The organism is Paraburkholderia sp. BL6665CI2N2, from assembly GCF_004366535.1.
GTDB lineage: Bacteria > Pseudomonadota > Gammaproteobacteria > Burkholderiales > Burkholderiaceae > Paraburkholderia.
Map to the genome: position 1 here is coordinate 5,411,607 of NZ_SORC01000001.1, position 23,273 is coordinate 5,434,879.

Consider the following 23,273-nt stretch of genomic DNA (forward strand, 5'->3'; position numbering starts at 1 on the left):
GCGGACCGGCAGTGGGCGGCATGAGAGACAAATAGCAAAAAGGTGGCGGGACTGGGAGCCGGCCACACACAACGAAAATATTCTGGAGGCGGTATGAATTGGAGAATCCTTTCGGTGCTCGCTCTTGCAGCACCGTTGCTGGGGGCGTGCGGCGGCGGCGGCGGAGGCGACGGCCCGGTGACGGAAGTCCGTCTGTGTCCGGCGTCGCTGGACTACAGCACGGTGTTCACGGGCGGCGGCGGTGACGGCGAACTGGTCAAGCTGCAACTCGATACGACCAAGATGACCTGGCAGGTCAACTACATCGAGTCGCCGATCCCGGCGACCACCGGTACTGTCGTCCCAACACGCGCGGGCCAGACCGCCAGCGGCACACTGACTCAGGAAACCCTGCTGCCGACCAACAAGCTCAACCAGTGCGCGTTCCGCCTGAACGGCGCGAGTCTCGATCCGAATCGTCCGGCGCGGATTTTCGTCGGCGAAGGCGTGGCGGGCGGCACGATCCCGGGCGCGGAGATTTCGTTCGGCGGGATTCTTGGCGTGGGCGCCGTGCCCGATACCAAGTTCCCGTACTACCCGTTCATCGGCTTCTCGTCGATTGAAACGAATCTTGCGAACGTGGCCGGCACGTACAACCAGCTCGGCTATCACCAGGTGCCGTCGCAAAATTTCGCGCCGGTCGCAGTCGATTCGAAGATCACGATCAACGCGGACGGCACGTGGACCGAGTGCGACAACTCCGGCGTCAACGCGGGCAAGTGTCAGCAGCCGGGCAGCAACTTCGCGCCGGCGGCGGACGGCAGCGGCGCGTTCCAGACCAACAACTTCCTCGGCCAGGCTAAACCGACCCTCGCGGCGACCCCGGAAGCACGCGGCTACATGATCGTCGGCAAGCTGCGCAACCAGCTTGTGCCGATCCTGGTGCGAGCGGGCGCGGCGAACTCATCGGTGACGGTGCCGCAAAACGGCGCGCTCGGCCCGTACGCCGACGACGAATCGGGTATCTCGATTCTGTCGCCGCAAAGCGCGATCACGGTGAACTCGCAGAACGGGGAGTACATCGGCGTGGATAGCCAGTTCGACTACCGCACCACCGCGCTCGAAGGCACCGAGGCCACGCTGCTCGATCCGTTCAACGCCTCGCAGGCATCGCTCGCGACAGCGCTGAATCTGGACTTCACGCAAGCCGTGCCGGGCGTGGTGACGACGACGCGAGTGGGCGCTTCCACCGGCACCACGCCGACCGGAAAGATGATCTTCACGGGTGGTGTGTTCGGCTACCTCGATCTGACCAACGCGGCCTCGCCGTACTTCACGATCGGCGCCTTCGTCCAGTAACGGACGCAGCACGCGCCGCCAATCCGCAACGTGGCGTTCGCGTCCCGGCTGCCGCGCAGCGTGACCGCGCGGCAGCCGGCACCAAACGAATATGCAGCGCGCCGGCGTGGTTGCGAACCCGCCGCCGCTTGCCGCGCGAGATGAGCTTGAGCCGCGCCTCAGGAGGAACAAGATGAAAAAAATCTATTTCGCGTTACTGGCCGCCTGCCTGTCCGCCAGCGCGCACGCCCAGCATGCGGGCGACAACGTCGCCGTGCTCGGCTGGTTTCACGTGATGCCACAGGATTCGAGCTCGCCGCTCACCACCACCGTCGCGCCGACGCCGATCAACACGCCGCTGCGTCTGCCGAGTTCTTTCACGTCGCCCGGCACGAGTTTGTCGACCAGCAGCGCCGACACTGTCGGCCTAGTGTTCAGCCACTACCTTACCGATCACATCGCCGTGACGACGGTGGCGGGCGTGCCGCCGGTCTTCAAGATCTACGGGCACGGCACCATCAAACCGCCGGGACCGGCCGGCGCGCTCGGCCAGCAGGATCTGGGCGATCCGCAGGCCAACCCGATCGTCAAGAGCGTGCGCCAATGGAGCCCGGCGCTGCTGTTCCAGTACTACTTCAATGCCCCGACGGCGCATTTTCGGCCATTTGTCGGCATCGGCGTGTCCTATAACTGGTTCTCCGACGTTCAGCTGAGCGAGAACTTTGTCCAGTCGACGCAGAACAACCTCGGCGCGGTGCTGGCTGCCGGCGCGGGCAAGCCGGGGCAGACGCAGGTGTCGGCGAAAGCGTCGTCGTCATGGGCGCCGGTGTTCAACGCGGGCCTCGCGTACAACATCACCGATCACTGGGGCCTCGTGGCATCGGTCACCTATATTCCGCTGAAGACGACCTCGTCGGTCATCATCAAGGCGGCGGACGGCACGGAATTGGGTGTGTCGAAAGCGGAACTGAAGGCCGACCCGATCATTTCGTTCCTCGCCGTTTCGTACAAGTTCTAAGTTCGGTCCTGACGCAAGAAAGCCGGCGGCCCTGCGCAAGGGTCAGCCGGCTTGGTCCTTTCTGGGAACTGGAAATTCGAGGCAAAAAAAAGCCCGCCTAAGTTGGCGGGCTGAATCCATATCAGAGGAGACATGGAGGAGACAAGACAAACTATAGCAAACGGCTTGGTGCGGCGCAACATGCTGATTAGGGTAGACCCTCAACGTTGCAAATACACAACACCTCGCCAAATGTCCCGTCGCCTCCGCGGCGCTGCGCCTCGCGCTCAGTGGCGCACCAGCGCCATCATCGCGCCGAAGCCGACGAACACGCCGCCCGTCAGCCGATTGAACATGCGGGCGACGCTGCGGCTCTTCAATTTCGCGCCGATGCGTGTGCCGAATCCCGCGTACACCAGATACCAGCTCACCTCGATCACGGCGAATGTGGCGACGAGTACGCCAAACTGCGGCAGTTTCGGCTGCGCGGCGTCGATGAATTGCGGCAGCAGCGCCGCAGCGAACAAAATCGCCTTGGGATTGCTGCCTGCGACCAGAAAGCCGTTGCGAAACAGCGCGAAGCGCGAGCGCGCGGGCTTCGCGGCGAGTTCGTCGGCAGTGCCGGCGGTGGCTTCGTCGGCCGGCGCGCGCCACGCCTTGATGCCGAGATACACGAGGTATGCGGCGCCGATCATCCGCAGCGCGTTGAACATGGCTGGCCACGCTGCGAGGAAAACGCCGAGACCCGCCGCCGACACCGCCAGCATCAGCACCAGCGCCGACAGGCAACCGGCCATGGTCGCGCTGGAACGGCGCAAGCCGTGCTGGGCGCCGTGCGTCATCACGAGCAACATGTTCGGACCGGGAATTGCTGAAACGACGAAGACAGTGGCGACGAATAGCCACCAGGTATGCAGACTCATGGGAAGCACGGCGGATAAGGGAACGGGCGGCTATTATGCCCGCCCGCGTCCGTCACTGCCGCCTGTCAGTTGCTTTTAGCTTTTAGCGCCCGGCTCGCCGCGCGGCGACCTGGCCCAGCACCGCGAAATCCTTCTCGCCGTCGCCGTGAGCCACGGCTTCGATCAAGCTGTCGCGCACCACGCTGGCGATCGGCAGCGGCGTCGTCACGGCGTCGGCAGCGGCCAGCGCGAGACGAATGTCCTTCAGGCCGAGACGCGCCTTGAACAGCGCCGGCTCGTAGCGCTGCTCTGCGATCAGTTTGCCGTAGCCGGAATAGACCGGCCCCGGAAACAAGCCGGCCGTGATGACGTCGAGGAAATCCTGCATGGCGACGCCGTGCCCGGTCACCAGCGTAGCCGCTTCGCCCAGCGTCTCCACCGCCGCGCCGAGCATGAAGTTGGCGGCGAGTTTCATGACGTTCGCCTGCTGCGGCAGCGAACCGATGCGCCAGGTCTTCTGGCCGATCACATCGAAAATCGGCTGAACGCGGTCGATCGATTCGGCCGGTCCGCCCGCCACGATGGTCAGCTTGCCCGCCGCCGCGACATCGGGCCGGCCCAACACCGGCGCGGCGACGTAGTTGACGCCGCGCGACGCGTGCGCCGTCGCCAGTTCCTCGGCCAGCGCCACCGAGATCGTCGCCATGTTCACGTGGATCAGCCCGCGCGGAGCGTGTTCCAGCAACGAAGCGGTGATGACCTCGCGCAAGGCGCTATCGTCGGCGAGCATGGAGAACACGGCGTCGCCCGCAAACGCTTCGGCCGGCGTCGCAACGACGCGCGCGCCTGCGTCGGCGAGCGGCTGCGCGCGCTCCGGTGAGCGGTTCCACACGCGCACCTGATGCCCGGCTTTCAACATGTTTGCAACCATCGCGGCGCCCATCTCGCCGAGACCGATAAAACCGATGTCCATCTGTCGCTCCGTCTTCTAAAGAACTGGAAGTAAAACACACCCATGCGACACGTGCAGGACAGCGCGCAAAGAAACGCGGTGCGATACTGCGGTGATGGTGACCGCGACATTCCGCTTCTACGAGGAGCTGAACGATTTTCTCGCCCGGCCGTTGCGCCGGCGCGCGTTCAGCTACGCCTGCGCGCCGGGCGCCACCGCGAAGCACATGATCGAAGCGCTCGGCGTGCCGCATACGGAGGTCGAACTGATTCTGGTCAACGGCGAGTCGGTCGGTTTCAATCATCCTCTCGCGGACGGCGATCGCATAGCCGTTTATCCGAAGTTTGAAGCGCTCGATATCCAGCCGCTCCTGCGCGTGCGCGAACGTCCGCTGCGCGTGGTGCGGTTCATCGCCGACGCGCATCTGGGCGGCCTCGCGCCGCTTCTGCGGCTCGCCGGCTTCGACACGCTGTACGACAACCACTATCCCGACGCCGACATCGAGGCGCTCGCCGCCGCGCAGCAGCGTATCGTCCTGACACGCGACCGCGAGTTATTGAAACGCCGCAGCATCACGCATGGCTGCTACGTCCGCACGCTCAGGCCGCGCGAACAACTGCGCGAAGTGTTTGAACGGCTCGATCTGGCCGGTAGCGCGCAGCCGTTCCGCCTATGCCTGATGTGCAATGTGCCGCTGCGGCGCATCCCCAAGGAAGAAGTCGGCACGCGTGCGCCCGACGGCGTGCTGGAACGGCATGCGCAATTCGTTACCTGCGACGTGTGCCGTCGAGTGTTCTGGGAAGGCACGCATTGGCAAAGAATGCGCGCGCTGATGGACAGCGTGGCTGCCGCGCCGGGCCAGTCCGTTTGAACGTGCAACGAGGTTCATTCCGGTTCCGAATAGGCGTGCCAAGCCGTGCGCGAAGAACCCGAACGCCGCGCGCTCGCCCGAGGTCCGGCGCGGTGCGTACAATGCGGGATTACTTATCTGGCAGAGGCCTTCCGAATGGCGATGAAAAAAACCGACCTTGAAAAGAACAAGGCGCTCAAGCTGAACAACGCACTGAAACTGTCGACCGCCGACCGTTTCGGCAAGGCCGCCGCGGCCGAACCGAAGCCCGATCGCCGTGAACAGCGCAAGCTCGATCAGGCGCAGGGCCTCGTCGCGTTTGCGTGCAAGCTGAACGGCGATCTGGTGACCGAGCTGAAAGAGCGCGCCGCGACCCACCCCGAAGGCATGACCGGTTTGCTGAACGAAGTCATCAAACGCGGCCTTGCCGGCTAATCGCCGCAACAAAATCTGCCCCAAATGCAAAAAGGCCAGAGCTCGTGCTCTGGCCTTTTTGCTTGCGACACCTGCATCCGGTCGTGCTGCACTCGCCAGCATGCGGCGCCGTGCGATCGACCGGCGAAGCTGGCCCGAAGAATCGGGCAGCAGCTTAGTTTTGCGTGCCCTTGTCGTTCGTGCCAGCTGCCGAAGCGGCTGCCGAAACCGGAGCGCGCTTGCCGTGCGTGTTCAGCTTCTTGACGTGATGCTTCTTCGGCGCGCTTGCTGCAGCAGCCGGTGCTGCGTCCGACGCTTGTGCGAAAGCTTGAACAGAAACCAGCGCGATCGAAGCGGCTGCGAGCGAGACGATAACTTTTTTCATGTGTTGTTCCCCAAACCTGGACGACTGAGTCAATGTGAATGAATAAGCTGCACGGTGAAGCAGACAGGGCTTGAGGCGCCTTCCCGCTCCCCGCGGGAGAGTATTACCCAGTGTAGGCGGTTTGTCATGCCCAAAACTCGATATGTATTTTCCGGGAGACAGCTTGCTTTCGACCGGCTTTCACTCATTAAGCGGCCCGTACCAGGGGATTCACTTAGACCGCCTGGAACGAGGTTACGCGGCAAGCTAGCGTTCTCCAAAAGGGTCGGCAGACACGTGATGTAGCGGTGCGCGCCCATATCGGGCTTTTCCGCGCACGTGGATAAAATCGACGCCTGCCCGTCACGACAACCGAATTACAAAGACCACCGTTGAAAGCCGAAACCCGCCAACACCTGCGTGCCAATGTCCTGATGCTGATCGCCGCGATAATCTGGGGTTCCGCGTTCGTCGCGCAACGCCTGAGTCTCGATGCGATCGGCCCGTTTCTCTTCACCGGCCTGCGCTTCCTGGTCGGCGCGCTCGTCGTGCTCACGCTGATAGTTTGCGTGCGGCGCCCGGCACTCGCTGAACTGTGGGAGCGCGAACCCGGTGGCGCACGTGAGCTACTCGGCGCGGGCGTGCTGCTCGGCGCAGTGCTGGCCGCCTCGATTTCATTGCAGCAGATCGGCCTGCAATGCACGAAGGTCGCCAACGCGGGTTTCATCAGTTCGCTGTACGTAGTGATCGTGCCGCTTCTCGGCGTGCTGTTCAGACATCGCACGGGAATCGGCACGTGGCTCGGTGCGGCGCTCGCGGCCGCGGGCATGTATTTTCTGAGCGTCAACGAACATTTCTCGATGCTGTACGGCGACTGGTATCAGCTCGCGGGCGCGCTCGTGATCTCGATTCAGATGATGCTGGTCGGACGTTTCGCGCTGCGCCACGACACGCTGATGCTCGCGCTCGTTCAGTTCGTGACGTGCGGGCTCGCATGCCTCGTCGTCGGTCTCGCCATCGAACCCATCAGCCTCGCGGTGATCGTTCGCGCCGCGCCGACCATTCTGTACGGCGGGGCGCTGTCGGTCGGCGTCGCCTATACGATTCAGGTGGTCGCGCAAAAGCATGCGGCGCCGTCGCACGCGGCGGTGATTTTCAGCATGGAGGGCGTGTTCGCCGCGCTTGCGGCGTGGGTCGTGCTCGGCGAAACGCTGTCGGCACGCGCACTGTTCGGCTGTGCGCTGATGCTCGCGGGTTTGATCGTGTGTCAGGTAATGCCGGCGTGGCAACGCGGGCGTGACCGTGTGCCTGGAGCGTCGTCTTGAGGATGGCGGCAGTCGCCGCATTGAAAGCGACGCGCACAAGGTATTTGCGCCGGCGGTCGGTGTCGCCGGCTTGCTCGCCGCGCTCAGGCCGCCCGTGGATGCGCAAGCAAAGCCGGCGTATCGGCGGTCGGCGGAAATACACACCAGCAGCCGTCGTCGTGACGAAAGAAGAACAGCCCGCGCGAGCCCGCCTGAAGCGAAGTCGCGACGCGCACATAACGCCGGCCTCCCAGGCGGGTGCGGCTGAATTCGGTGACATGAACTGGCGCCGAAGGCTCCGGCGCAAGCCATTTCTCGACCAGGAACCGCAACGATCGTTCGCTCGCCGTTCTCATGACCTGCTCCGGGCGGGCTTGTCCTGATGCGGGTCACGCGTGGCGTCAGTGCTGTCGTCGGTGTCGGCGACCTCAGCTTCGTGTTCAGAGGAGGCGAGCGCGATGGCCCGGTTGGTGGCTGCCGCCCGCAACGTGCTGCAATGGGTGGCGTGTCGGATATCCGACAGAAGACGGACAAGCTGTCGTGCTGTTCTGCGTTTCATTACACACCCCCGCACTGCACCAATAACCTCAGAAAACACTTTAACTCTATGCCTGGATCGGGCGTTGCCGAAATGGTTTTGACTAAATAGCAACAGTGCGCTTGCAAAAAGAGAGACGCAATCTTTGTACCGTCCGTCTTCAATGTGCGCGTGCGGCGAGGGGCGGTCTGTACGCTGGCGAGCGCTTGGACAGGTTGAAAAACTTGCCCGGCAGCTATTGGAAAAACGACTTCAAACGGGAGTTATCCACATTTCCCTCTGAATAACTTCGGGATAGCGCATGGAACAGCCTGTGTGCGGAATCTTGATAAGACGGCTCGCGAGGCAAGCCCCATCAGAGTTATCCCGGTTTGGTAGTTTTTCTACAGGCGTGATCCGCAGGGTTATGGAGTTCGCATGACATTGATGCGACGGAACAAATAGGAGTTATCCACAGAAGGGGTTAACCCTTGTTAACTATTACTACATATGTATACGTATGAAGTAAAAGACATAGGATAAGTGATGGATCGCGATGTGATTGAAGGCTGATCGGATCTTGACCAGCCTCGACACCGCGAACTTCCGCAGATGAATCAGGGCACTACGCCGGCTCCGCTCGCCGGTTGCACGGAAGCCGCCTTGCCGATTGCATCGGGCATCTCGGGAACGGGCAACGGCGCAGTTGTCTCGACCGGCACCGGCAGGAGACGGGTCTCGATGCGATTGCTGACGACCGGCTGAGTGCGCACCACCGTTTGCAGATAGTGATCGACGAGTCCAAAGAAACGGTCGTAGAACTTGCCCGACGGAATGGTCTCGCTGGAAATCTTGACCATCGCATCGCTGTTCGAGCGGATCGGCAGCGACAGGGAACCCAGCACGCTCAGCCCGACGCTCGCCGACGTATCGCTTTTCTTCAGCGCAAAGCCGTTTTGCACGGCATTGACGTAGACGATGCTGGTGTCGCTCGCCTCTTCGCCCGGCGTGCAGACCACATGAAATTCGACGACCACGTGGGTGTCGCCCGTCGGCTGGAAGTTCTTGGTGCCGTCGACGGTGTCGTTGCGCGTCGTCGTCGTCAGATAGCCTTGGCTCAGGAGCGCCCGGCGCGCGGCCTCGCAACTATCCGTCGTGCTCGAATTGAAATTGCGCGCATACGGGCTCGCGCCTGTTTCGAACAATTCCTGCTGGAATTTCGGCTGCGGCGTGCTGCTACAGGCGGCAAGGGTCAGCATGCCGAAACACGCGGCGGCTGTGATTCTGGAAAGCGAGGTCAACATGGTCGATCGGAAGAGGCGCTGCGTCAGCGCGAATGGGAATGCATTGTAGAGCGGTTCCGAACTGTGCGTAAAAAGCGCGCAACGGGTGTTTTTCCGGACGTGACAGAGCATTGCGGCAGCTGCGACGCCGCGGTATGAAAAGAGACGGAATGTCGCTTAGCGCGACGTCGTATGAAGTCCAGTCGCCGAGGTTGCCGTGCCGTTCAACCCGGCGGCATTGACGGCCGGAACCGTAAACGCGTTGGCCCAGTTACCCGGCTCCGCGCAACGGTCAGACGTGGGTCGCGCCGCGCACATTCCGACCTGCGCGTCCGATTGCTGCGCACCGTCTTGCGACGGGGCGACCGCCGCAAAGTCTTCGACGCGCAAGCTCACCTTCTGCGCGTACGCTTGCGATCCGCCGTAGCTCTTGAGCGCGGCGTTCATGTCGCCGTTGGCCGAGCGCATGTAGCCGTACAGAATCGCCGAGCCCACTTCGATGTTCGCGGTCGGTTCGGTGAGGTCCTTGACGTTCCTCAGCAGTCCGCGATGCGCGCCAGGCACGACCTGCATGAGCCCGGTCGCGCCGTTGGCGCCCTTGGCCTTTTCCTTGAAGCGGGATTCGATCGATATGATCGCCAGCAGGAGCGCCGGCGGGAGGGAATATTTCGAGGCGGCGGCTTGCACCGCGTCGGAAATCTTTTGAGCCTTTTCCTTTGCCAGACCGAATTTTTGCGTCAGATACGCGGACATGCGGTCTGTGTTTTCGTCGGCCGCCGCGGTCTGCATCAGGCCGAGCGAAAGCACGATCAGGCAAAGTAACCGGCTCATAACGGTGGACGGGAAAAAAGGGGATCCGGCCATTATAGCTCTGCCCCTAAATCAGCCCTAGAAAGAACCAAAATTCGTCTTAGGAATTGCGGGCGGCTCTTCATGGTTCAGGTTCAGTGCGAGAGCTTGGGCTTCAGCACGTAGCCGTCGTTCAGCGTCGCCAGGAAAGCGGCGACGTCGTCGATATCGCGCTCCGACCAGACAGGGCGGTCGCCGGCTTTGCGTGTGAGCGGCTCGTCGGTCGTATCGACGTTCACGCGCAGCGCGACGGGCAAGTCGTTGAACTTGTCGATCTTGCCGTGCAAGTCTTTTGGATACCACTTCGCCGGACTGGTATCGCGCTGCACGTAGAAGCGCAATGCGTCCTTCAGCGTGTGGAACCGGCCGTTGTGGAAGAACACCTGACGCGTCGCCGTATTGCGCAGCGACACCGATTTGAAGAGCCCGCAATTGCTGCTGTCGCTCGACTGATCAGTTCGCAACGGACCGCACAAGCCCATGTCGAAGTACTTCGGATCGGCATTCGCCCGCAACTCCGGATTGCGCGGCACGCCGAGCGCCTGGAAATTGAAGTCGGTGAACAGCGGATGTGAGCCGTCGACGCCCACCTGATCGATATGGCAGGAAGCGCAATTGCCGCCCGCCGGATTGTTGAACAGTTTCTTGCCTCTCAACTCTTGCGCCGTTAGTTGCAATTTTCCGTCCAGATAGTAGTCGAACTTGCTGGTGTACGGATGAAAACTCGGGTCCTCGAGTTCGAAGCGCTCGATCGCATACATGGCTTGGGCGAACGCCTTGGCGCGGTCGACGAAGATGTTCTGGCCGAACACTTCCTTGAAGCGCGCGGCGTACGGCGCCTGCTCCAGTTTCGCGAGCACGGCCGCCGGATCCTTGTTGGCCATCTCGTTCGGATTGAACAGGGGGAAGCTCGCCTGATCGTGCAGACGGTTGAAGCGCCCATCCCAACCGAAACCGCCCACCGGCGCATTGTCCATTTCGCTCAGACGCTCGGAGAGGCTCGCAGCCTGCGCGTGGCTCCACATCGGCGTACGGTTCAACACGTAGCGCAGGCTCGGCACAGCGCGCGTGCCTTGCGAGTGCATGTCCGCCCCACCCAACTGCGCCGCGAGCCCGTTGGGCGGCCCATACGCATGCGACGGGCTATGGCAGCTCGCGCACGACATCTTGCCCGAGGCGGACAACGTGGCATCGAAGAAGATCAGCTTGCCGAGCGCGGCGGCATCGCTATAGACAGGCTTCGTGTCGGCTGCGGCGGCAGCGACCGCGGCAACGGGCAGCAGCGTGAACGCAGTCGCATTGTTGCCGTATGCCGGCCATCTCACGCGCCGTATGACGCGTGTGCGAAGGATGCCGTCACGCCGTCATTGCGCGTAACGGCGATGCAGCGCCGCCGCAACCTCCGACATCTGCGCGCGCAACTCCGGCGGCGCCAGCACCTCTGCCTCGGTGCCGAAGCGCAGCAACTCCGCGCATGCCTGCCTCACCGAACCGACGGGCAGCGTCACGGTGCGCCAACCATCGGTGGGATCCGGCTCGCCGATGACCGCCGCCGAACGCGCGAACGGCGACGTGAAAACGTCGAGCATCCGCATGCCCCAAGGCGACAGACGCAGCGTCGCTTCGCTCGCGTGCATTTCTTCGGAGAGACGCTGCGTGCTGTCCTGCCAGTAAGCGGCAAGATCGAACGTGGGCGGCCGCTCGAACGTCTCGTCCAGCAGGTTCAATTCGAGAATGCGCGAAATGCGGTAGATGCGCACATCTTGCCCGACGCGCCCGACCACGTACCACGCGCCGCTTTTCAGCACGATGCCGAGCGGTTCGATCCGGCGAAACATCTCGGCTTTCCAGCTCTGATAGCGAATCTCCAGCGGATGCTGCTCCCACACCGCACGCGCGATCGACGGCAGATGGGCGGGCTCGTCCGCGTCCGAAAACCACGCCGGGGCGTCGAGATGAAAACGCGAACGCATGCGCTCCGCGGTCGAGCGCAATTCGACGGGCAGAGCGGCCAGCAACTTGGTCTGCGCACCGGCCATCACCGCACCCAGGCCGAGCGCCTGCATTGGGCCGGGCAGGCCGCCGAGAAACAGCGACTCCGCTTCCTGCGAGGACAGGCCGTTCAGCCGCGTGCGGTAGCCGTCGAGCAGGCGGTAGCCGCCTTCCGCTCCGCGCTCGCTATGCACGGGGACGCCCGCGGCGCTAAGGGCGTCGATGTCGCGATAGATGGTGCGCAACGACACCGCGCATTCATCGGCGAGGAACTGCGCGGTGACCCGGCCACGCGCCTGCAGCGTCATCAGGATGGAAAGAAGGCGGCTCGCTCTCATGCGGACAAGTGTAGCCATACCTGACACAAACTGACAGGTATGGACGCTTAGGATGAACGCATCTCCGGCGCCTTGTCGGGCCCTCAAGCCCGGTTTTTTCGTCCACCACGCTCATTCGGGAAAGCTCAAACCATGACCAAGGATCGCACGATCACACTGTTCCACTCGCCGCAATGCCGCTCCGTCAGCGCGCTCACGCTGCTCGAAGAGCTTGGTGCGCCTTACCAGTTGAAGGTACTGAACATGAAAGCCGGCGAGCAGCGTAAAGCGCCCTATCTCGCCATCAATCCGCTCGGTAAAGTGCCGGCGATTCTTCACGGCGACGCGTTGATCACCGAACAGGTCGCCATCTTCATCTATCTGGCCGATCTGTTTCCTGAAGCCGGACTCACGCCGGCGCTCGACGATCCGTCGCGCGGACCGTATCTGCGCTGGCTGGTGTACTACGCGGCGTGCTACGAACCAGCGCTAGTCGACAAGGCGATGAAGCGCGACCCGGCCCCGCCCGCCACGTCGCCCTACGGCGATTTCGACTCGATGATCGGAACGGTGACGAGCCAGTTGCAAGCCGCGCCCTATCTGCTCGGGGACACGATGTCGGCGGCGGATATCTTGTGGGGCATCGCCTTGCATTGGGGGATGATGTTCAAGCTGGTGCCCGAAACGCCGGTCCTGCTCGAGTATGTCGAGCGCATCTGCTCGCGGCCGAGTTTCGTGCGCGTGAGCGAGCGGGACGCGGCGCTGGCGGCCGAGCATGCGGCGGCAGTCAAAGACGCCTGACCGGACTCGCGGGCGGCTTCGCCGCCAACCGTCGGCCGGTGCGCTAGCCGGCTCGCCGGTCGAATCCGCCCGGCTTTGAGACAATGAAGGCCGCCGGCGAATATCCTGCCCGGACAACCGGGTGTAGGCTTGGCGTTTCGTGCCGCTGCCGGCCCATCGAACAAGAGATGTTTTCAGGTATGAGCAAGACCGCATTCATTCCCAGCGTCCCCGCGACATCGGAAGACGACTTTGAAATTTCTGCCACGTCGAAGCTGGCCGGCTACCGGCGTTTCTTCGGCGTGTTGAAAGTGGTTCGAACCACCGACGGCCGCGTGCTGTTTCCGTTCGACGGCGCGCCCGAACTCGGGCCGTACGCGACCAAGCTCGAAGCCGTCGCGGCGGCGCAGGTGTATGGCGAACATATTGTCACCAGCGATCTGGCGCGGCCGGAGTTGTAGCGGGAGTGCGTGGCCGGTGTCGGGTTGGCCGTTGGCAGTGATCACTTCGGGAGCAGCAAATGATCTGTGCGCGCAAAGTCGGATCATCGGCCGCAGTCGTGTGGCGGGCGGCCTCTCTCGTGAGCGTGCTCGCCGCCATGCTCTGTCAATCCAGTTTCGCGCAGGACGCGAGCGTTCCCGCCGGACAGCAGGCGCTCGGACGCGCCGAGGTGATTCACGCACAGGTTCGCGTCGTTGCCATCAATACCGCCACGAATAGCGTCACGCTGCGTGGTCCGCGCGGCAATCTCGCCGACGTCGACGTCAATCCTTCCCTGGCCGATGTCGGCCGGCTTAAGGTCGGCGACAAGCTCAACGTTGCTTATCAGCAAGCGCTGCTGCTGAACATCGACAGGCTCGCGACCCAAGGTGTGCGCGAGCGCGTGGAGACGACCGCGGCAATACCGGCGTCGGCAGGGTATGCGTCGTCGGCGCATAGCGTAACGGTTGTCGCGACGGTGATGAAGATCGATCGCAAGAGCCGCATGGTGACGCTGCGTGGCCCGAAGCATCAGCAGGTGCTCAGGGCCGCGAAGGGTCTTTCGCTCGATGGGTTGAAAGTCGGCGATAGCGTGCGCGCGGAATTCGTTTCGGCGGCGGCGGTGGAACTGGTGAGGGAGTAGCGACCTATCGCTGCCGTTGCCGATGCGTAACGTGGTCGGCGAGCAACCGATGCATCGTGGCCAGTAAAATCGGCCCCTCTACCGGCTTACGCAGGAACCCGTCGTAGCTGACGAAAGCGGGTGGACTAGGCTCTCCGGAAACCAGAATGAAAGCGAAGTCTGCTAATCCGGGAAGTGTTCGCAACCGATGGCAGAACTCGCTGCCCGACATGACCGGCATCCGCCAATCCGCGACCACGATATCGACCGGGGCTTCAATGAACATGGCCAAGGCCGACCGGCCGTCGCCGGCGCACCTTACTTCAAATCCATCACCGGCACAAATGGCGCTCCATGCGGCCAATGCCTCCTCGTCATCGTCTACCAGCAGTACGCTTGCCATACGTATTCGTCCGAGTCGCCATATTCGTTTGGCAACTCGATGGCGGCCAAAGTTCACACGGTCGTTCAGGCTCACCTCAATCATCTCGAATGCAGTAAAAGATACTGAGTGAAACAGCTTCGCTAAGATCGATCGATGAAGTGGATGCGGCTCTTTGCGCGTTGACCGCTCATTTCTTGCAAGAAGGGAATGTTGCGACGTATGGCGATGAACTCGGTGGACTTATCGTCGTATCCGCTCAAATTGACGGCGGCAGAAGAACCTAAGTCGGGCTCCTTGAGCGATTGCACTTATATGCGTGGGCTCAAAGGCCGTCGGCAACGAATAAGATGCCGTAAAGCGCGAAGCGCTTCTACCCGTGAGGTAGAAGCGCTTCGATAACATGCTAACAACAACCTGGCAATCTGGATTAGAAATCGTTACACAACCTCTCGGGGCCTGCCGGCAGAAAATTCGCTGAACAATCATCGCGGTACCTATAGCGTAGCCCCTTCTATTGTCGCGGCGAGCAGCCGAAAGCGCGCAGTGAATGAATTTTCCGCACATACGGATTAGAAGCGGTTACGCGCGCCAAATAAGCCTTTCCGGGAAGACGCGAAATTTCTCCGTGCTCTGTGCGCCGGGTCGATGCCAGGCTGCCTTGCTCGCCGTGGTGCGCTGCCGCCTGACGCAGTTACCGCTCCTCTGCTTCGCGCTTGCTTTCATTCCTGGCGGTCTTCCTAGCTTGTAACCATGCAGCATACTCCGCGTTCATAGGCTTTGCTCCTGCGGACGGTACCGGAGGGACCGGCACAATGTTTCGCTTTTCGAGCCCGAACGCTGCAGCCTCCATCTCGTCCCAGCGGCGATTATTCTGGATTATCGCGGTTGCTTTTGCGTTGGTGGCGGAGGTGCCCGCGAGGTCGTGTATGTCCCCGTTTGTTGCGCGGTGACGCACCGCATCGGCAACGCCGTTGTGCTGTCCGACGGTCAGCTTATTATCGGCTTTCCGCTTGTTCTGGTCGCTTTCGAGCTTGAGCATCGCGTCCGCTTGTTTGGTTAGTGACGCCTCCTGCCAAGTGATGTTCTGAAGCCGGTCCAGGTCCTCACGAATAACCAACAATTGTTCCACTTCCTCGCTGTCCGGGCGCTTCCAAAGGAGGTGAAGAGGGTCTGTGGTGAATCGCTTCACGAAGACGTCCAGTGACCGGCCGTACTTAGTTTGCTCTTCAGCCCAAGCAGTCAGTTGTGGCGACTTGTAGCGAATCCCTTCGAAAAGCACACGCCCGTTCACCACGGTGCGCGGCTCCCAAGCGATAAATCTGGCCAGGAGCTCTTTCTCCGACCATTTCTTTCTCGCGTCCCCTCTGCGCTGTTCCTGTTGAGATACGAAGAGCTCCTTCGGCGAGCTTTCCGCGCCATCGATGAAGTCCTCGTGGCTACGAAGCTGCGGCCGGTATGCGGTGAGATTGTGCATCGCCGCGGCTTCGTAAACTGCATAAATGAAACGTCCCAGCGACGTTCCGCGAGCCAGAAGCTTTTTCCTACGCAGTTCCCTGTTGAGCGGGTCGTTCTTGCGTGTATAGGCCGCCTCCAAATCCAGCAACGCGTTCTGCATGCACCCATTGAGGCTCTCCACGCAGCCCTTCGATTGCCCACTCGCCGGGGGAGAAATTGCAAGCCCGAGTCTCATCTGCTTACACACGACCACCGCGTTTACTCCAGATGGGCCGGCGCCGTTGTCGAAGAAAACACTATCGATGTTTCCGTGTACCAACCCGTCGGGCGCCTGAAGTCCAAGACGTTCGGCAATTTTGGACTTATCCATGAAGCAGGAGGCGACGCACCTGCGGTAAGCAATCGCATCTTCACCAGTCAGGACAATCTCGATGCCGATGACCGCTCGAGAGTTACGTGCGACAGCGAACAGGACTCGAGCGTAAATCTTCCTCCACTTGCGCTTAACCTTCGCCCGTATGCCGACCTTCGGCGTCCATCCGTCGATGTCGACGGTTTCAATCTTGCCTTGTGTGTAGTCGGTCGCCGTACCAGACAAAGTGGCAAAATTAGCGTTATGAACCACGTGTCCGTTCCGTTCTGCGCGCAGATTGAAGTTTGGAATCAACTCGTCATTCGAGATTCTGCGGAAAGTGTCATAGGTCGGATAGAGCTCGTGTCTGACATCTGCGTAGTGCTCCTCACACAACCGCTTATATGTCTTGGAGAGCGGCCATTTTTTCTTGACCCAATAACGCCGGAGCACGTCGAGAAATTTCGTTTCCTTTTCATGTTCGCTCACGGGAAGGCGTTTGAGCCGTCTAGGCGTGCCCGTCGCCGTGCTCCTTAGCTTGTCCTGCTTTTCGGCGTGAGTCAGCGCTCCAGGCTTATTCACAAGGTTCGGCCGCTTGCCAGTCACTCCCTTCGCGGCATGTTGCGCGAGCATTGAATTCTCGTGACCACTGAAATGGCAGTGCTGATGAAACAGCTTTTTTATCTGAGCCGCGTAGCCTCGATGCTCACCCATGGCAGAGATGACAAACTCAAGTGCCTCCTTGCGAGCGCGGTGGTCGGTGACAATCAGGTCGTTGAACACGTAGTCATCTGGATTACCGCGACCGCCAGCGTCAAGCATGCAGAAGGCCTCGAGAATCAAGCGACGCCGCGCAAATCCATTGCGGGCCTTCTGAAATTTTTGGGGAAGGTGGTCCAGCGGCAGCCTCATGTACTCCGGAACACCATCCGCGACCAGGCGCTTGATGTCTCTCAGTGGAGAATCGGGCGCGTCCGCCGACCAGATGCTCCACTCTCCGGGGCCTTGAGGCGCCCCCTTCGCGACGAGCTTCAGGACATGAAGCTGCCTTTCGACTGGATTCCAGCACATCGCCCGGTATCGCACATCCCCATCGCGCAACCGCGCAAACATATCAAAGCGGCCCATGCCTTTGGGCCAGTCTTCTTGTGGCAACTGTAGGCGTCGGAGCGTGGCAGCATCGGCAACCCGTGGTTTAAGCTCAGATAGCGACACGACATCATCGCTTTGCTCAGTTCGTGTGGGCATGGCTGATAATCAGGCCGGTGCCGAGCGACGACTGGTTCGAACGAGCTCAAGGCGGTTCGCCGGTCGAAAGTCATACCGATGGTCGAGGGCGAGAAAGCCGTATGCGACTGCGGCGCTGAATCTGATGTATGCATCATCGAGACTAATGCCGGTGTTCCGTGCCACGCGTAGTAGCACCGCATCGACGCTGCCTCGATTGCTGCACCGGATGACGACCTTCGCGAAGCTCTCTGCAACGCTATAAAGTGACGGGATGTCATGGTGGGCGGCGAAACCAAAGAGGAGTTGGAGGTTACCGAACTCGACCATCGAAACCTCATCACCAACGATTAGCTCCCACGTCCAGCCCCGTTCTTCCATAGCCTTACGCTCGCGCTCCTCGCGCCTCAACTCCTTCTCGTCAGGGACGTATCCCCGAGCCTTGATGGAGATTCCGTGATACTTCAGCTTTAGTTCGCGCGGGCAGAAGTAGGTCACAATGACGTCGATGGTCATGAGCTTCGAGCGTTGCATGCGTGTGTCATTCAACTCAGCTCGCCAGAATGCTTTCTCGTCGGCAATGCCGTACTGTTCGCGGAAGTCGAGGATGCCCGGATGGAACGCGAGCTTCGTCAACACGCGCAGTTCGGCCGTCGACAGCGCCTGATGCAGTCGCTCCAACTTAAATCCTGGCATCACCGCCCGAGTACTCATCGATGGAGTCCGAGCCTTAAGCAACGGTGTGTACGCTTCACCATGCGGCCAGCCGAACGCGTCGCGCTTCGGAAGGGTGATTGACGACAGTGCCGGATACGGTGGCTTCAAATCGAAGATACGGAACCCAAACTTCTTCTCGGCTACAACAGGTGGTTCAACACCCTCGTCGTACTCAAAGTCCGGGTCGTGCCATTCCGACGCGGCGGTGCCGAGCACTGACTTCAGCCTGGAGTTTCGATTTCCGTAGCTCGTATAGACTGAATCAAGTTTCATATTCACACTCCTGGTCATCTGTACTTTTGTTGGTTTGAGTCGTCATGGGCGAACGCTTCACTCTTTCGCCGTGCTCCTCAGCCATGGCAGCTGTCGCCTTTACGCGTTCACGCCAGGCAGGAACGCTTTCGGCGTGCCGCTGCAACGTCTCGTAAGCTCGACTTAGTCTTGTCTGCATCGCTCGCTGCGCGAACAATCTGGGCCGTCGGAAAGTTTCCATGAGCGCAATCGGGGTAATTTGTCTCGGATACCCTGCATCCCGGAGATGCAACAATCGCTGCTTGATATGGCTGATGACCTCATCAACCATGCGCGCGTCGACAGCAATTTGTGCTTCCTTCGCCCTGGCTGCCACGTCGATTCCTGCTGCAATCAGCCGCCGTACGGTCAGATACCGTTGCGCTGAATTACTGAAGCGCCTCTTCAATTGAGTATGGGTCAGTCCCGGATGTGCAGCGCATAGCATCTTGTACCGGTTTAGGTCGCTAGCGATACGGTTGGCTGAGCGTTCAATAACCCTTGCCGAGCCGACTACTTGCAGTATGTGGTTCGCGCTGGCGATGTCTTTCCCGGCATCGCGAGGAGCGGATAGCCGCTCCTCAACTTTTTGCCACGACCCCGCGAGAGAAATGAGGGTCGCAATAGCCGAAATCGGATGCCGGAGGGATTTGTACCCTTTGAGGATTTGCGCGAAGGCATTTCCTCCGAAGCTAAGGAAGCCCGTCCGGCGGAGGAGCGAGTTGAACGGCGACGCCAACAAGAACTCCTTCGTCATCGAGTAGCGAAGCTCTCCGTCTTCAATTAATCCAAGTTCGGTGGCCGCGCTGTTTGTTTCTTTGGCCACGGCGCGAAAGTCAAGCTGCGGGAGGTACTCCGGGTTCAACAACCGTGAAGCGACTCGTGCAAGCTCAATTTCAACCTCCGACTGCGCGTCGGAAAGTAGAGTGGCTTCTGGCAACGGCTTTAGGCCGCAGCCGCAATGGTGCCCTGCATGCAGCGTGCGGTCAGGAAATCTTGCATAGTCAGCGCATATGTCGCAGGGAACGTGAAGCGGCATTCTGTGCTTCCCACAAAACAGGATGCCCGGTAGCAAATGGTCTCGGCGCCAGAATGGTTTTCCACAACTGCCAATGTCTTCTTTCAAACATTTGGGGCACCGGAGAAGGCGATGTTTTGACCAGCCTGAGGCTTGGCCGGCCATTCCGACCTTGGACGCCAGTCCGTTTTTGGGCCCCTCAATGAAATGAGACACGATGCTTTCCGTATCCTCGAGAGGAATGAATCGGGATGCGAGGGGAATCAACATGTTGTGTTTGACTACCTCTTCAACTGTTCCGACGTTTCGTTCCAGCAGGTTTATCACTGGCCCCATTCGGCTCGGAAGCATCCACGTTCTGCTGGTTGACAGGCTGTGATTGGCAACTACCCTGAGTCGTCGGAGATACAGTGGGAACAGTTCGTCCTTGGCAATGGACAGGCCGAGACCTGGTCGATGTAGTTCTATCTCTCGCATGAAACTCGAAATCGTTATTGCAGATGATGGCCCGCACCGTCGTGATGCGGAGTCGTGCCGCGCGTGCGACGGTCGCGATGTCTAGTGGCTTCGCAAGTCGCGTGAGTTCCTTCAGTGCACGCGTCACTCGATGATGAATGAACACCTCTTTGCTACCAGGCAGTTGAGCAGCTTTCCCGACAGCTGCCGAGTTAGCAGTGACGCGTTCAAAGAGATAGTCGCCCATGCCGTATGCGAGTCGAAATTGATAGGCCGACGGAAGCGGTTCGCGTCCACCACTACGCGCGCGGCGGTCGACGGTACTGTCTGAGATTGCGCGGGTTACGAAGATAGGTAGCTCCTGCCGTGACCGCGGACCGCCAGCTCGACGAGCTGCAAACTGGTTAGCGCGGAGCCAAGCGTCGTCGTGACGATGCAACCAGTGCCACAACGCCGGCATGGAATTGCGCAGTTCGGTTCGAGTCATCTCTGGGTGCCGACTCATATGAGCGGTCCACTGCGCTCGCGAGCTGTCACGCCGCTCGTTGTCCACCTCGGATTTCGCAGACTCAGCAGCGCGCGGCGGGGGTCGCCTCACAATCGGGTCGACATCGCACGCCATGTGATACATGAGCACGAGAACTGGTGCAGGTGCCGCGCGGTCGGTTCGTTGAGCAGCTCGGATGCACAGGTCGACTGCCGCTGTGTCAGTGACGAGATGCGAGAGCCTTTCGTCCTCAAAGCCGGAGGAGAACAGCTTTCGAAGGTCGGTGTGAAGGCGCTTCGTCCGAAGGTTCCCGTACTGAGTGACATACCCCTTTTCACGCAATATGCTGAAAGTCTTCGGCCAGATTCGCTCGCACGGCATGATTTCACTCGCCACACACGCAAGCTGGGCATATCGAAGCGAATTGGAGGCACGCGCGAAGTCACCGGTCTTCGACATGAGCATCTCAAGTGTGCTGCACTCCTGGTCGCAGACCAGGCGGCAGCCATGCCAAGGACAACGCGTCACATACGGAATGCAATGAGCACAGAGGGATGCGCGGCGAGACCGGCCTCCCGCCAGTGCAAGCGCGCACTCGGGACATTGCAGTCCAAACCGGTTTCCTGACTCGACTCCTGGCCGCAGCTTGGGAAACATAGTCCGGAATGCGACGCCAAAAGCAATGTTGCGCGTCGCTGTCGCAGCCATCTCCTGCGACATCCCGCAGGTGCCGTACACCAGCAAAGTGTGCTTGGCAAGTACGTCCATGGGCTCACCATATGCGTTCTCGGTGATGCCACAGAACTGCTGAACGCGACATGGAAGAGTGCTGTACAGAAGCAGGCCTCGTCGATTGCCAACCCGACTGATTTCCTTCGCCTCCTTCGACGCAGTTGTTTGCGCGACCATCGCAGCTATGCTGGTGGCGCTCTCACGGGGCACCGCGGGGAATAGCATCAAGCGCGTCACGGCTTGCTCTCCAAAAGTTCGAGGGCTGTTGAAATAGTTTCCCCATAGAACAGCGGAGCATTCATCTGGTTGTCCTGAAGAGGAAACGAGTCCGCGTAGTCAGACCTGAAGCCGAGATTACGGGACTGGACCAGGCCATTTGCGAGGAACCGCAACGAAGTCAGCATCCCGACATCGAGCTCGAGAGCGGAGTGCGCATATGCTTCGAGCAGGCTTTCATTAAGTTCGCTCTCGCGCGTAATTTCACCAATGCTGTAGGCATACGCGGCGAGCTTCGTTGCCGGTTCAATCAAGCCCTGGGTGTGTCGCCAGAGCTCTTTGAGAAACCAGTCGGGCATGGGATGGGAAAACCTGAACCGAAAGTAATTCTCCCAGAGGTAGTCAGCGAGAAAGAACCATTGGTCATCTTCAAGTTGAAGCGCAAGGATAGAAACGGGAACCCTCCGCAGAGCATGGACCGCCTTTCCGTGAGCGTCGGAGGCGGTGGTAGCCGCCGTGGTCGCGAAACAAACAACGGGGATACCGGACAGCTCCGTGAACCGCGCAAGCATGCCAAGCAGCACGCCTCCGGCCTCTCCCTTGACGGCTTTTCGAGTCAGGTTGGGAACAAGAAGCGCACCGAGGTTGTGCTGAATCGCAAGGCTGCTCATGGCGTTTGCAACTTCGTCGTTGTCCCGGCGAAACGGGCCCGTCCGATACGTGGAGGAACCATCTGACACCGCAGTATCCATTTGCTTCAAAAACGTATCGACGAAGGTACGAGGCGAACCGGTCGCGGGAAATGGGACGGTTAGCGACTTGACGATGCTTATGTCGAACCGCCCACCAGCGGGAGAGTCGGCGTAGAACCGGTGAGCACTTGTTCCGATGCAGCGCTGTATCGCGCTGACCACCGCCTGCTCCCCATGCCCAGCGGGTATTGATACCCAGATGCCTCGCGCACCTGATGTCGGAACGGAGACGACTGGCGAATTGAACCGACGCCCGTGCACGTCTTCCGAGTCCGCGATGAAGCTAGCCGCGTCGTAGAGCCGGGACTGGAACAAAGGGTCAGCGGGATTACGTTCAAGCCTGCTATGGGTGATGTTCGTGACGAGCTCATAGAATAGGCGGACCTGGTCGTCCGTCGGAAAGTTTGGGAACCCGTCGGATTCCATCAAACCAGACTTCCTTCGCACCGGGTCGAAGGTCAACTGCTTCAAGGCGTCGAAACGGCTTCGCCACAGTGGCGTGTAGTCGAGAGCCGGATTGTGCTTGCGGCCATTGAGCGGAGCCGGGTCGAGAACTTCGTCGACAATTCCGTCTAAGGTCGCCATCACGCCGGGCTCCGCGCGACTTCGCCTTGATGCTGTTGAGTCGGCAGCGGAGCGAGGCCCAGACTAGACCGCTCGACAGACGCGACAGCTAGCGGAACGTCTCTGGCTTCGCTGCTCGTCAGGTTGCAATGGAGTTTGCCAGGAAAAGGCAGTGGCTTGGATGGCGCCAGGCGTGCGCCGACCGCACTACCGTTGAAGGGTGTGTGCATACGGTTCCCACACAAAAAAAGGGCGAGTGAACGCCCCCTGAGCCTGCAAAGCGAGCAGGCAGGGGTTGACAACACGAACCCAATGTGAGAGATTACGCGCGCACGAAGTTGCGGAGGGCTCTTTTTGGGTCCACCGGAAGCGGGGCGAAGAGACTCGAACTCTCTTCGCCCCGTTTTTATTTGTTACTTTGAAACAGCGCTAAGACCTCCAAGTCCTTAAAAATGATGTCGCCCCATTTCCTTGGCTACGAAATGTGCCCCACGCCTGTGGCGCTTGGTCAGGAACTCCGCTTGACAAATGGCCCATTAGACGGTAAATTAGCCCGTCATTGTACCCTCAGGGACTTCGCACAGCAACTTTTGTGCGCGTTGGCGCACGCCTGTAGCGTCTGAACGCCAACTCTTACTTCCCGCTTCTCCTGCTGCTCCTCCCCTCCTTCGTGCCGGCACC

General features: G+C 60.6%; 21 protein-coding genes. 8 read left to right on the forward strand and 13 right to left on the reverse strand.

Annotated features, from left to right (window positions below; all coding sequences use genetic code 11):
* Window positions 1–93: 93 nt before the first annotated feature.
* Window positions 94–1,338: a DUF2957 domain-containing protein gene (locus B0G81_RS24315; RefSeq protein ID WP_134138544.1), complete on the forward strand. Its 1,245-nt coding sequence runs from the start codon at window positions 94–96 to the stop codon at window positions 1,336–1,338.
* Window positions 1,339–1,510: 172 nt separating this feature from the next.
* Window positions 1,511–2,335, forward strand: coding sequence for an OmpW family outer membrane protein (locus B0G81_RS24320; protein WP_134138545.1), 825 nt, complete (start codon window positions 1,511–1,513; stop codon window positions 2,333–2,335).
* Between the two features lie 266 nt (window positions 2,336–2,601).
* On the opposite strand, the gene B0G81_RS24325 is transcribed toward B0G81_RS24320, so the two are convergent.
* Window positions 2,602–3,237, reverse strand: a complete 636-nt coding sequence (locus B0G81_RS24325; RefSeq protein WP_134138546.1) for a LysE family translocator — start codon at window positions 3,235–3,237, stop codon at window positions 2,602–2,604.
* Between the two features lie 82 nt (window positions 3,238–3,319).
* Entirely contained in the window at window positions 3,320–4,189 is an 870-nt protein-coding gene (locus B0G81_RS24330; RefSeq protein WP_134138547.1) for an NAD(P)-dependent oxidoreductase, read from the reverse strand.
* A 94-nt stretch (window positions 4,190–4,283) separates the two neighbouring features.
* Between B0G81_RS24330 and B0G81_RS24335 the strand changes: the two genes are divergently transcribed.
* Window positions 4,284–5,039: a Mut7-C RNAse domain-containing protein gene (locus B0G81_RS24335; RefSeq protein ID WP_106286057.1), complete on the forward strand. Its 756-nt coding sequence runs from the start codon at window positions 4,284–4,286 to the stop codon at window positions 5,037–5,039.
* A gap of 135 nt (window positions 5,040–5,174) precedes the next feature.
* Window positions 5,175–5,453, forward strand: coding sequence for a hypothetical protein (locus B0G81_RS24340; protein ID WP_134138548.1), 279 nt, complete (start codon window positions 5,175–5,177; stop codon window positions 5,451–5,453).
* 154 nt (window positions 5,454–5,607) lie between these two features.
* On the opposite strand, the gene B0G81_RS24345 is transcribed toward B0G81_RS24340, so the two are convergent.
* The gene (locus B0G81_RS24345) at window positions 5,608–5,817 is read right to left on the reverse strand and encodes a hypothetical protein (protein ID WP_106286059.1); all 210 of its coding nucleotides are present in this window, start codon (window positions 5,815–5,817) and stop codon (window positions 5,608–5,610) included.
* A gap of 371 nt (window positions 5,818–6,188) precedes the next feature.
* Between B0G81_RS24345 and B0G81_RS24350 the strand changes: the two genes are divergently transcribed.
* Window positions 6,189–7,121 carry a DMT family transporter gene (locus tag B0G81_RS24350; protein ID WP_134138549.1) on the forward strand — a complete coding sequence of 311 codons (933 nt, stop codon included), beginning with the start codon at window positions 6,189–6,191 and terminating at the stop codon, window positions 7,119–7,121.
* Window positions 7,122–7,204: 83 nt separating this feature from the next.
* Here the strand turns inward: B0G81_RS24350 and B0G81_RS24355 are convergent, their stop codons facing one another.
* From B0G81_RS24355 to B0G81_RS24380, 5 genes are all read right to left on the reverse strand, one after another.
* Window positions 7,205–7,456 (reverse strand): hypothetical protein, encoded by a 252-nt coding sequence (locus B0G81_RS24355; RefSeq protein WP_106286061.1) that lies wholly within the window; start codon window positions 7,454–7,456, stop codon window positions 7,205–7,207.
* A gap of 778 nt (window positions 7,457–8,234) precedes the next feature.
* Window positions 8,235–8,921 (reverse strand): DUF2242 domain-containing protein, encoded by a 687-nt coding sequence (locus B0G81_RS24365; RefSeq protein ID WP_134138550.1) that lies wholly within the window; start codon window positions 8,919–8,921, stop codon window positions 8,235–8,237.
* A 156-nt stretch (window positions 8,922–9,077) separates the two neighbouring features.
* The gene (locus B0G81_RS24370; RefSeq protein WP_134138551.1) at window positions 9,078–9,731 is read right to left on the reverse strand and encodes a transglycosylase SLT domain-containing protein; all 654 of its coding nucleotides are present in this window, start codon (window positions 9,729–9,731) and stop codon (window positions 9,078–9,080) included.
* A 113-nt stretch (window positions 9,732–9,844) separates the two neighbouring features.
* A complete protein-coding gene (locus tag B0G81_RS24375; RefSeq protein WP_279590537.1) occupies window positions 9,845–11,029 on the reverse strand; it encodes a cytochrome c peroxidase in 1,185 nt (394 codons plus the stop codon).
* A gap of 84 nt (window positions 11,030–11,113) precedes the next feature.
* Complete coding sequence (locus tag B0G81_RS24380) at window positions 11,114–12,097, reverse strand: YafY family protein (protein ID WP_243856573.1); 984 nt, start codon at window positions 12,095–12,097, stop codon at window positions 11,114–11,116.
* 114 nt (window positions 12,098–12,211) lie between these two features.
* Between B0G81_RS24380 and B0G81_RS24385 the strand changes: the two genes are divergently transcribed.
* From B0G81_RS24385 to B0G81_RS24395, 3 genes are all read left to right on the forward strand, one after another.
* Window positions 12,212–12,859 (forward strand): glutathione S-transferase family protein, encoded by a 648-nt coding sequence (locus tag B0G81_RS24385; protein WP_134138552.1) that lies wholly within the window; start codon window positions 12,212–12,214, stop codon window positions 12,857–12,859.
* A gap of 179 nt (window positions 12,860–13,038) precedes the next feature.
* Window positions 13,039–13,299 carry a DUF6723 family protein gene (locus tag B0G81_RS24390; RefSeq protein ID WP_106286076.1) on the forward strand — a complete coding sequence of 87 codons (261 nt, stop codon included), beginning with the start codon at window positions 13,039–13,041 and terminating at the stop codon, window positions 13,297–13,299.
* 59 nt (window positions 13,300–13,358) lie between these two features.
* The gene (locus tag B0G81_RS24395; RefSeq protein ID WP_134138553.1) at window positions 13,359–13,961 is read left to right on the forward strand and encodes a hypothetical protein; all 603 of its coding nucleotides are present in this window, start codon (window positions 13,359–13,361) and stop codon (window positions 13,959–13,961) included.
* 4 nt (window positions 13,962–13,965) lie between these two features.
* Here B0G81_RS24395 and B0G81_RS24400 read toward each other — a convergent pair whose 3' ends face one another.
* From B0G81_RS24400 to B0G81_RS24430, 5 genes are all read right to left on the reverse strand, one after another.
* Window positions 13,966–14,343: a response regulator gene (locus B0G81_RS24400; protein ID WP_116119664.1), complete on the reverse strand. Its 378-nt coding sequence runs from the start codon at window positions 14,341–14,343 to the stop codon at window positions 13,966–13,968.
* Between the two features lie 673 nt (window positions 14,344–15,016).
* Window positions 15,017–17,380 carry a hypothetical protein gene (locus B0G81_RS24410; RefSeq protein WP_134138554.1) on the reverse strand — a complete coding sequence of 788 codons (2,364 nt, stop codon included), beginning with the start codon at window positions 17,378–17,380 and terminating at the stop codon, window positions 15,017–15,019.
* Between the two features lie 9 nt (window positions 17,381–17,389).
* On the reverse strand, window positions 17,390–18,349 hold the full coding sequence (locus tag B0G81_RS24415; protein ID WP_134138555.1) for a TnsA endonuclease N-terminal domain-containing protein: 960 nt from the start codon (window positions 18,347–18,349) through the stop codon (window positions 17,390–17,392).
* The gene (locus B0G81_RS24420; protein WP_134138556.1) at window positions 18,339–19,862 is read right to left on the reverse strand and encodes a TniQ family protein; all 1,524 of its coding nucleotides are present in this window, start codon (window positions 19,860–19,862) and stop codon (window positions 18,339–18,341) included. The genes B0G81_RS24415 and B0G81_RS24420 overlap by 11 nt, the downstream gene beginning before the upstream one ends.
* 1,431 nt (window positions 19,863–21,293) lie before the next feature.
* Window positions 21,294–22,613 carry a hypothetical protein gene (locus B0G81_RS24430; protein WP_134138558.1) on the reverse strand — a complete coding sequence of 440 codons (1,320 nt, stop codon included), beginning with the start codon at window positions 22,611–22,613 and terminating at the stop codon, window positions 21,294–21,296.
* Window positions 22,614–23,273 lie beyond the last annotated feature (660 nt).

Bases quoted from the DNA above. Each gene is read 5' to 3' on its own strand.
- B0G81_RS24355 (WP_106286061.1), bottom strand. From the start codon at position 7,456: ATGAGAACGGCGAGCGAACGATCGTTGCGGTTCCTGGTCGAGAAATGG.
- B0G81_RS24315 (WP_134138544.1), top strand. From the start codon at position 94: ATGAATTGGAGAATCCTTTCGGTGCTCGCTCTTGCAGCACCGTTGCTG.
- B0G81_RS24365 (WP_134138550.1), bottom strand. From the start codon at position 8,921: ATGTTGACCTCGCTTTCCAGAATCACAGCCGCCGCGTGTTTCGGCATG.
- B0G81_RS24430 (WP_134138558.1), bottom strand. From the start codon at position 22,613: ATGGCGACCTTAGACGGAATTGTCGACGAAGTTCTCGACCCGGCTCCG.
- B0G81_RS24345 (WP_106286059.1), bottom strand. From the start codon at position 5,817: ATGAAAAAAGTTATCGTCTCGCTCGCAGCCGCTTCGATCGCGCTGGTT.
- B0G81_RS24385 (WP_134138552.1), top strand. From the start codon at position 12,212: ATGACCAAGGATCGCACGATCACACTGTTCCACTCGCCGCAATGCCGC.
- B0G81_RS24340 (WP_134138548.1), top strand. From the start codon at position 5,175: ATGGCGATGAAAAAAACCGACCTTGAAAAGAACAAGGCGCTCAAGCTG.
- B0G81_RS24420 (WP_134138556.1), bottom strand. From the start codon at position 19,862: ATGCGAGAGATAGAACTACATCGACCAGGTCTCGGCCTGTCCATTGCC.
- B0G81_RS24380 (WP_243856573.1), bottom strand. From the start codon at position 12,097: ATGGCTACACTTGTCCGCATGAGAGCGAGCCGCCTTCTTTCCATCCTG.
- B0G81_RS24410 (WP_134138554.1), bottom strand. From the start codon at position 17,380: ATGCCCACACGAACTGAGCAAAGCGATGATGTCGTGTCGCTATCTGAG.
- B0G81_RS24415 (WP_134138555.1), bottom strand. From the start codon at position 18,349: ATGAAACTTGATTCAGTCTATACGAGCTACGGAAATCGAAACTCCAGG.
- B0G81_RS24370 (WP_134138551.1), bottom strand. From the start codon at position 9,731: ATGAGCCGGTTACTTTGCCTGATCGTGCTTTCGCTCGGCCTGATGCAG.
- B0G81_RS24335 (WP_106286057.1), top strand. From the start codon at position 4,284: ATGGTGACCGCGACATTCCGCTTCTACGAGGAGCTGAACGATTTTCTC.
- B0G81_RS24395 (WP_134138553.1), top strand. From the start codon at position 13,359: ATGATCTGTGCGCGCAAAGTCGGATCATCGGCCGCAGTCGTGTGGCGG.
- B0G81_RS24325 (WP_134138546.1), bottom strand. From the start codon at position 3,237: ATGAGTCTGCATACCTGGTGGCTATTCGTCGCCACTGTCTTCGTCGTT.
- B0G81_RS24320 (WP_134138545.1), top strand. From the start codon at position 1,511: ATGAAAAAAATCTATTTCGCGTTACTGGCCGCCTGCCTGTCCGCCAGC.
- B0G81_RS24390 (WP_106286076.1), top strand. From the start codon at position 13,039: ATGAGCAAGACCGCATTCATTCCCAGCGTCCCCGCGACATCGGAAGAC.
- B0G81_RS24400 (WP_116119664.1), bottom strand. From the start codon at position 14,343: ATGGCAAGCGTACTGCTGGTAGACGATGACGAGGAGGCATTGGCCGCA.
- B0G81_RS24330 (WP_134138547.1), bottom strand. From the start codon at position 4,189: ATGGACATCGGTTTTATCGGTCTCGGCGAGATGGGCGCCGCGATGGTT.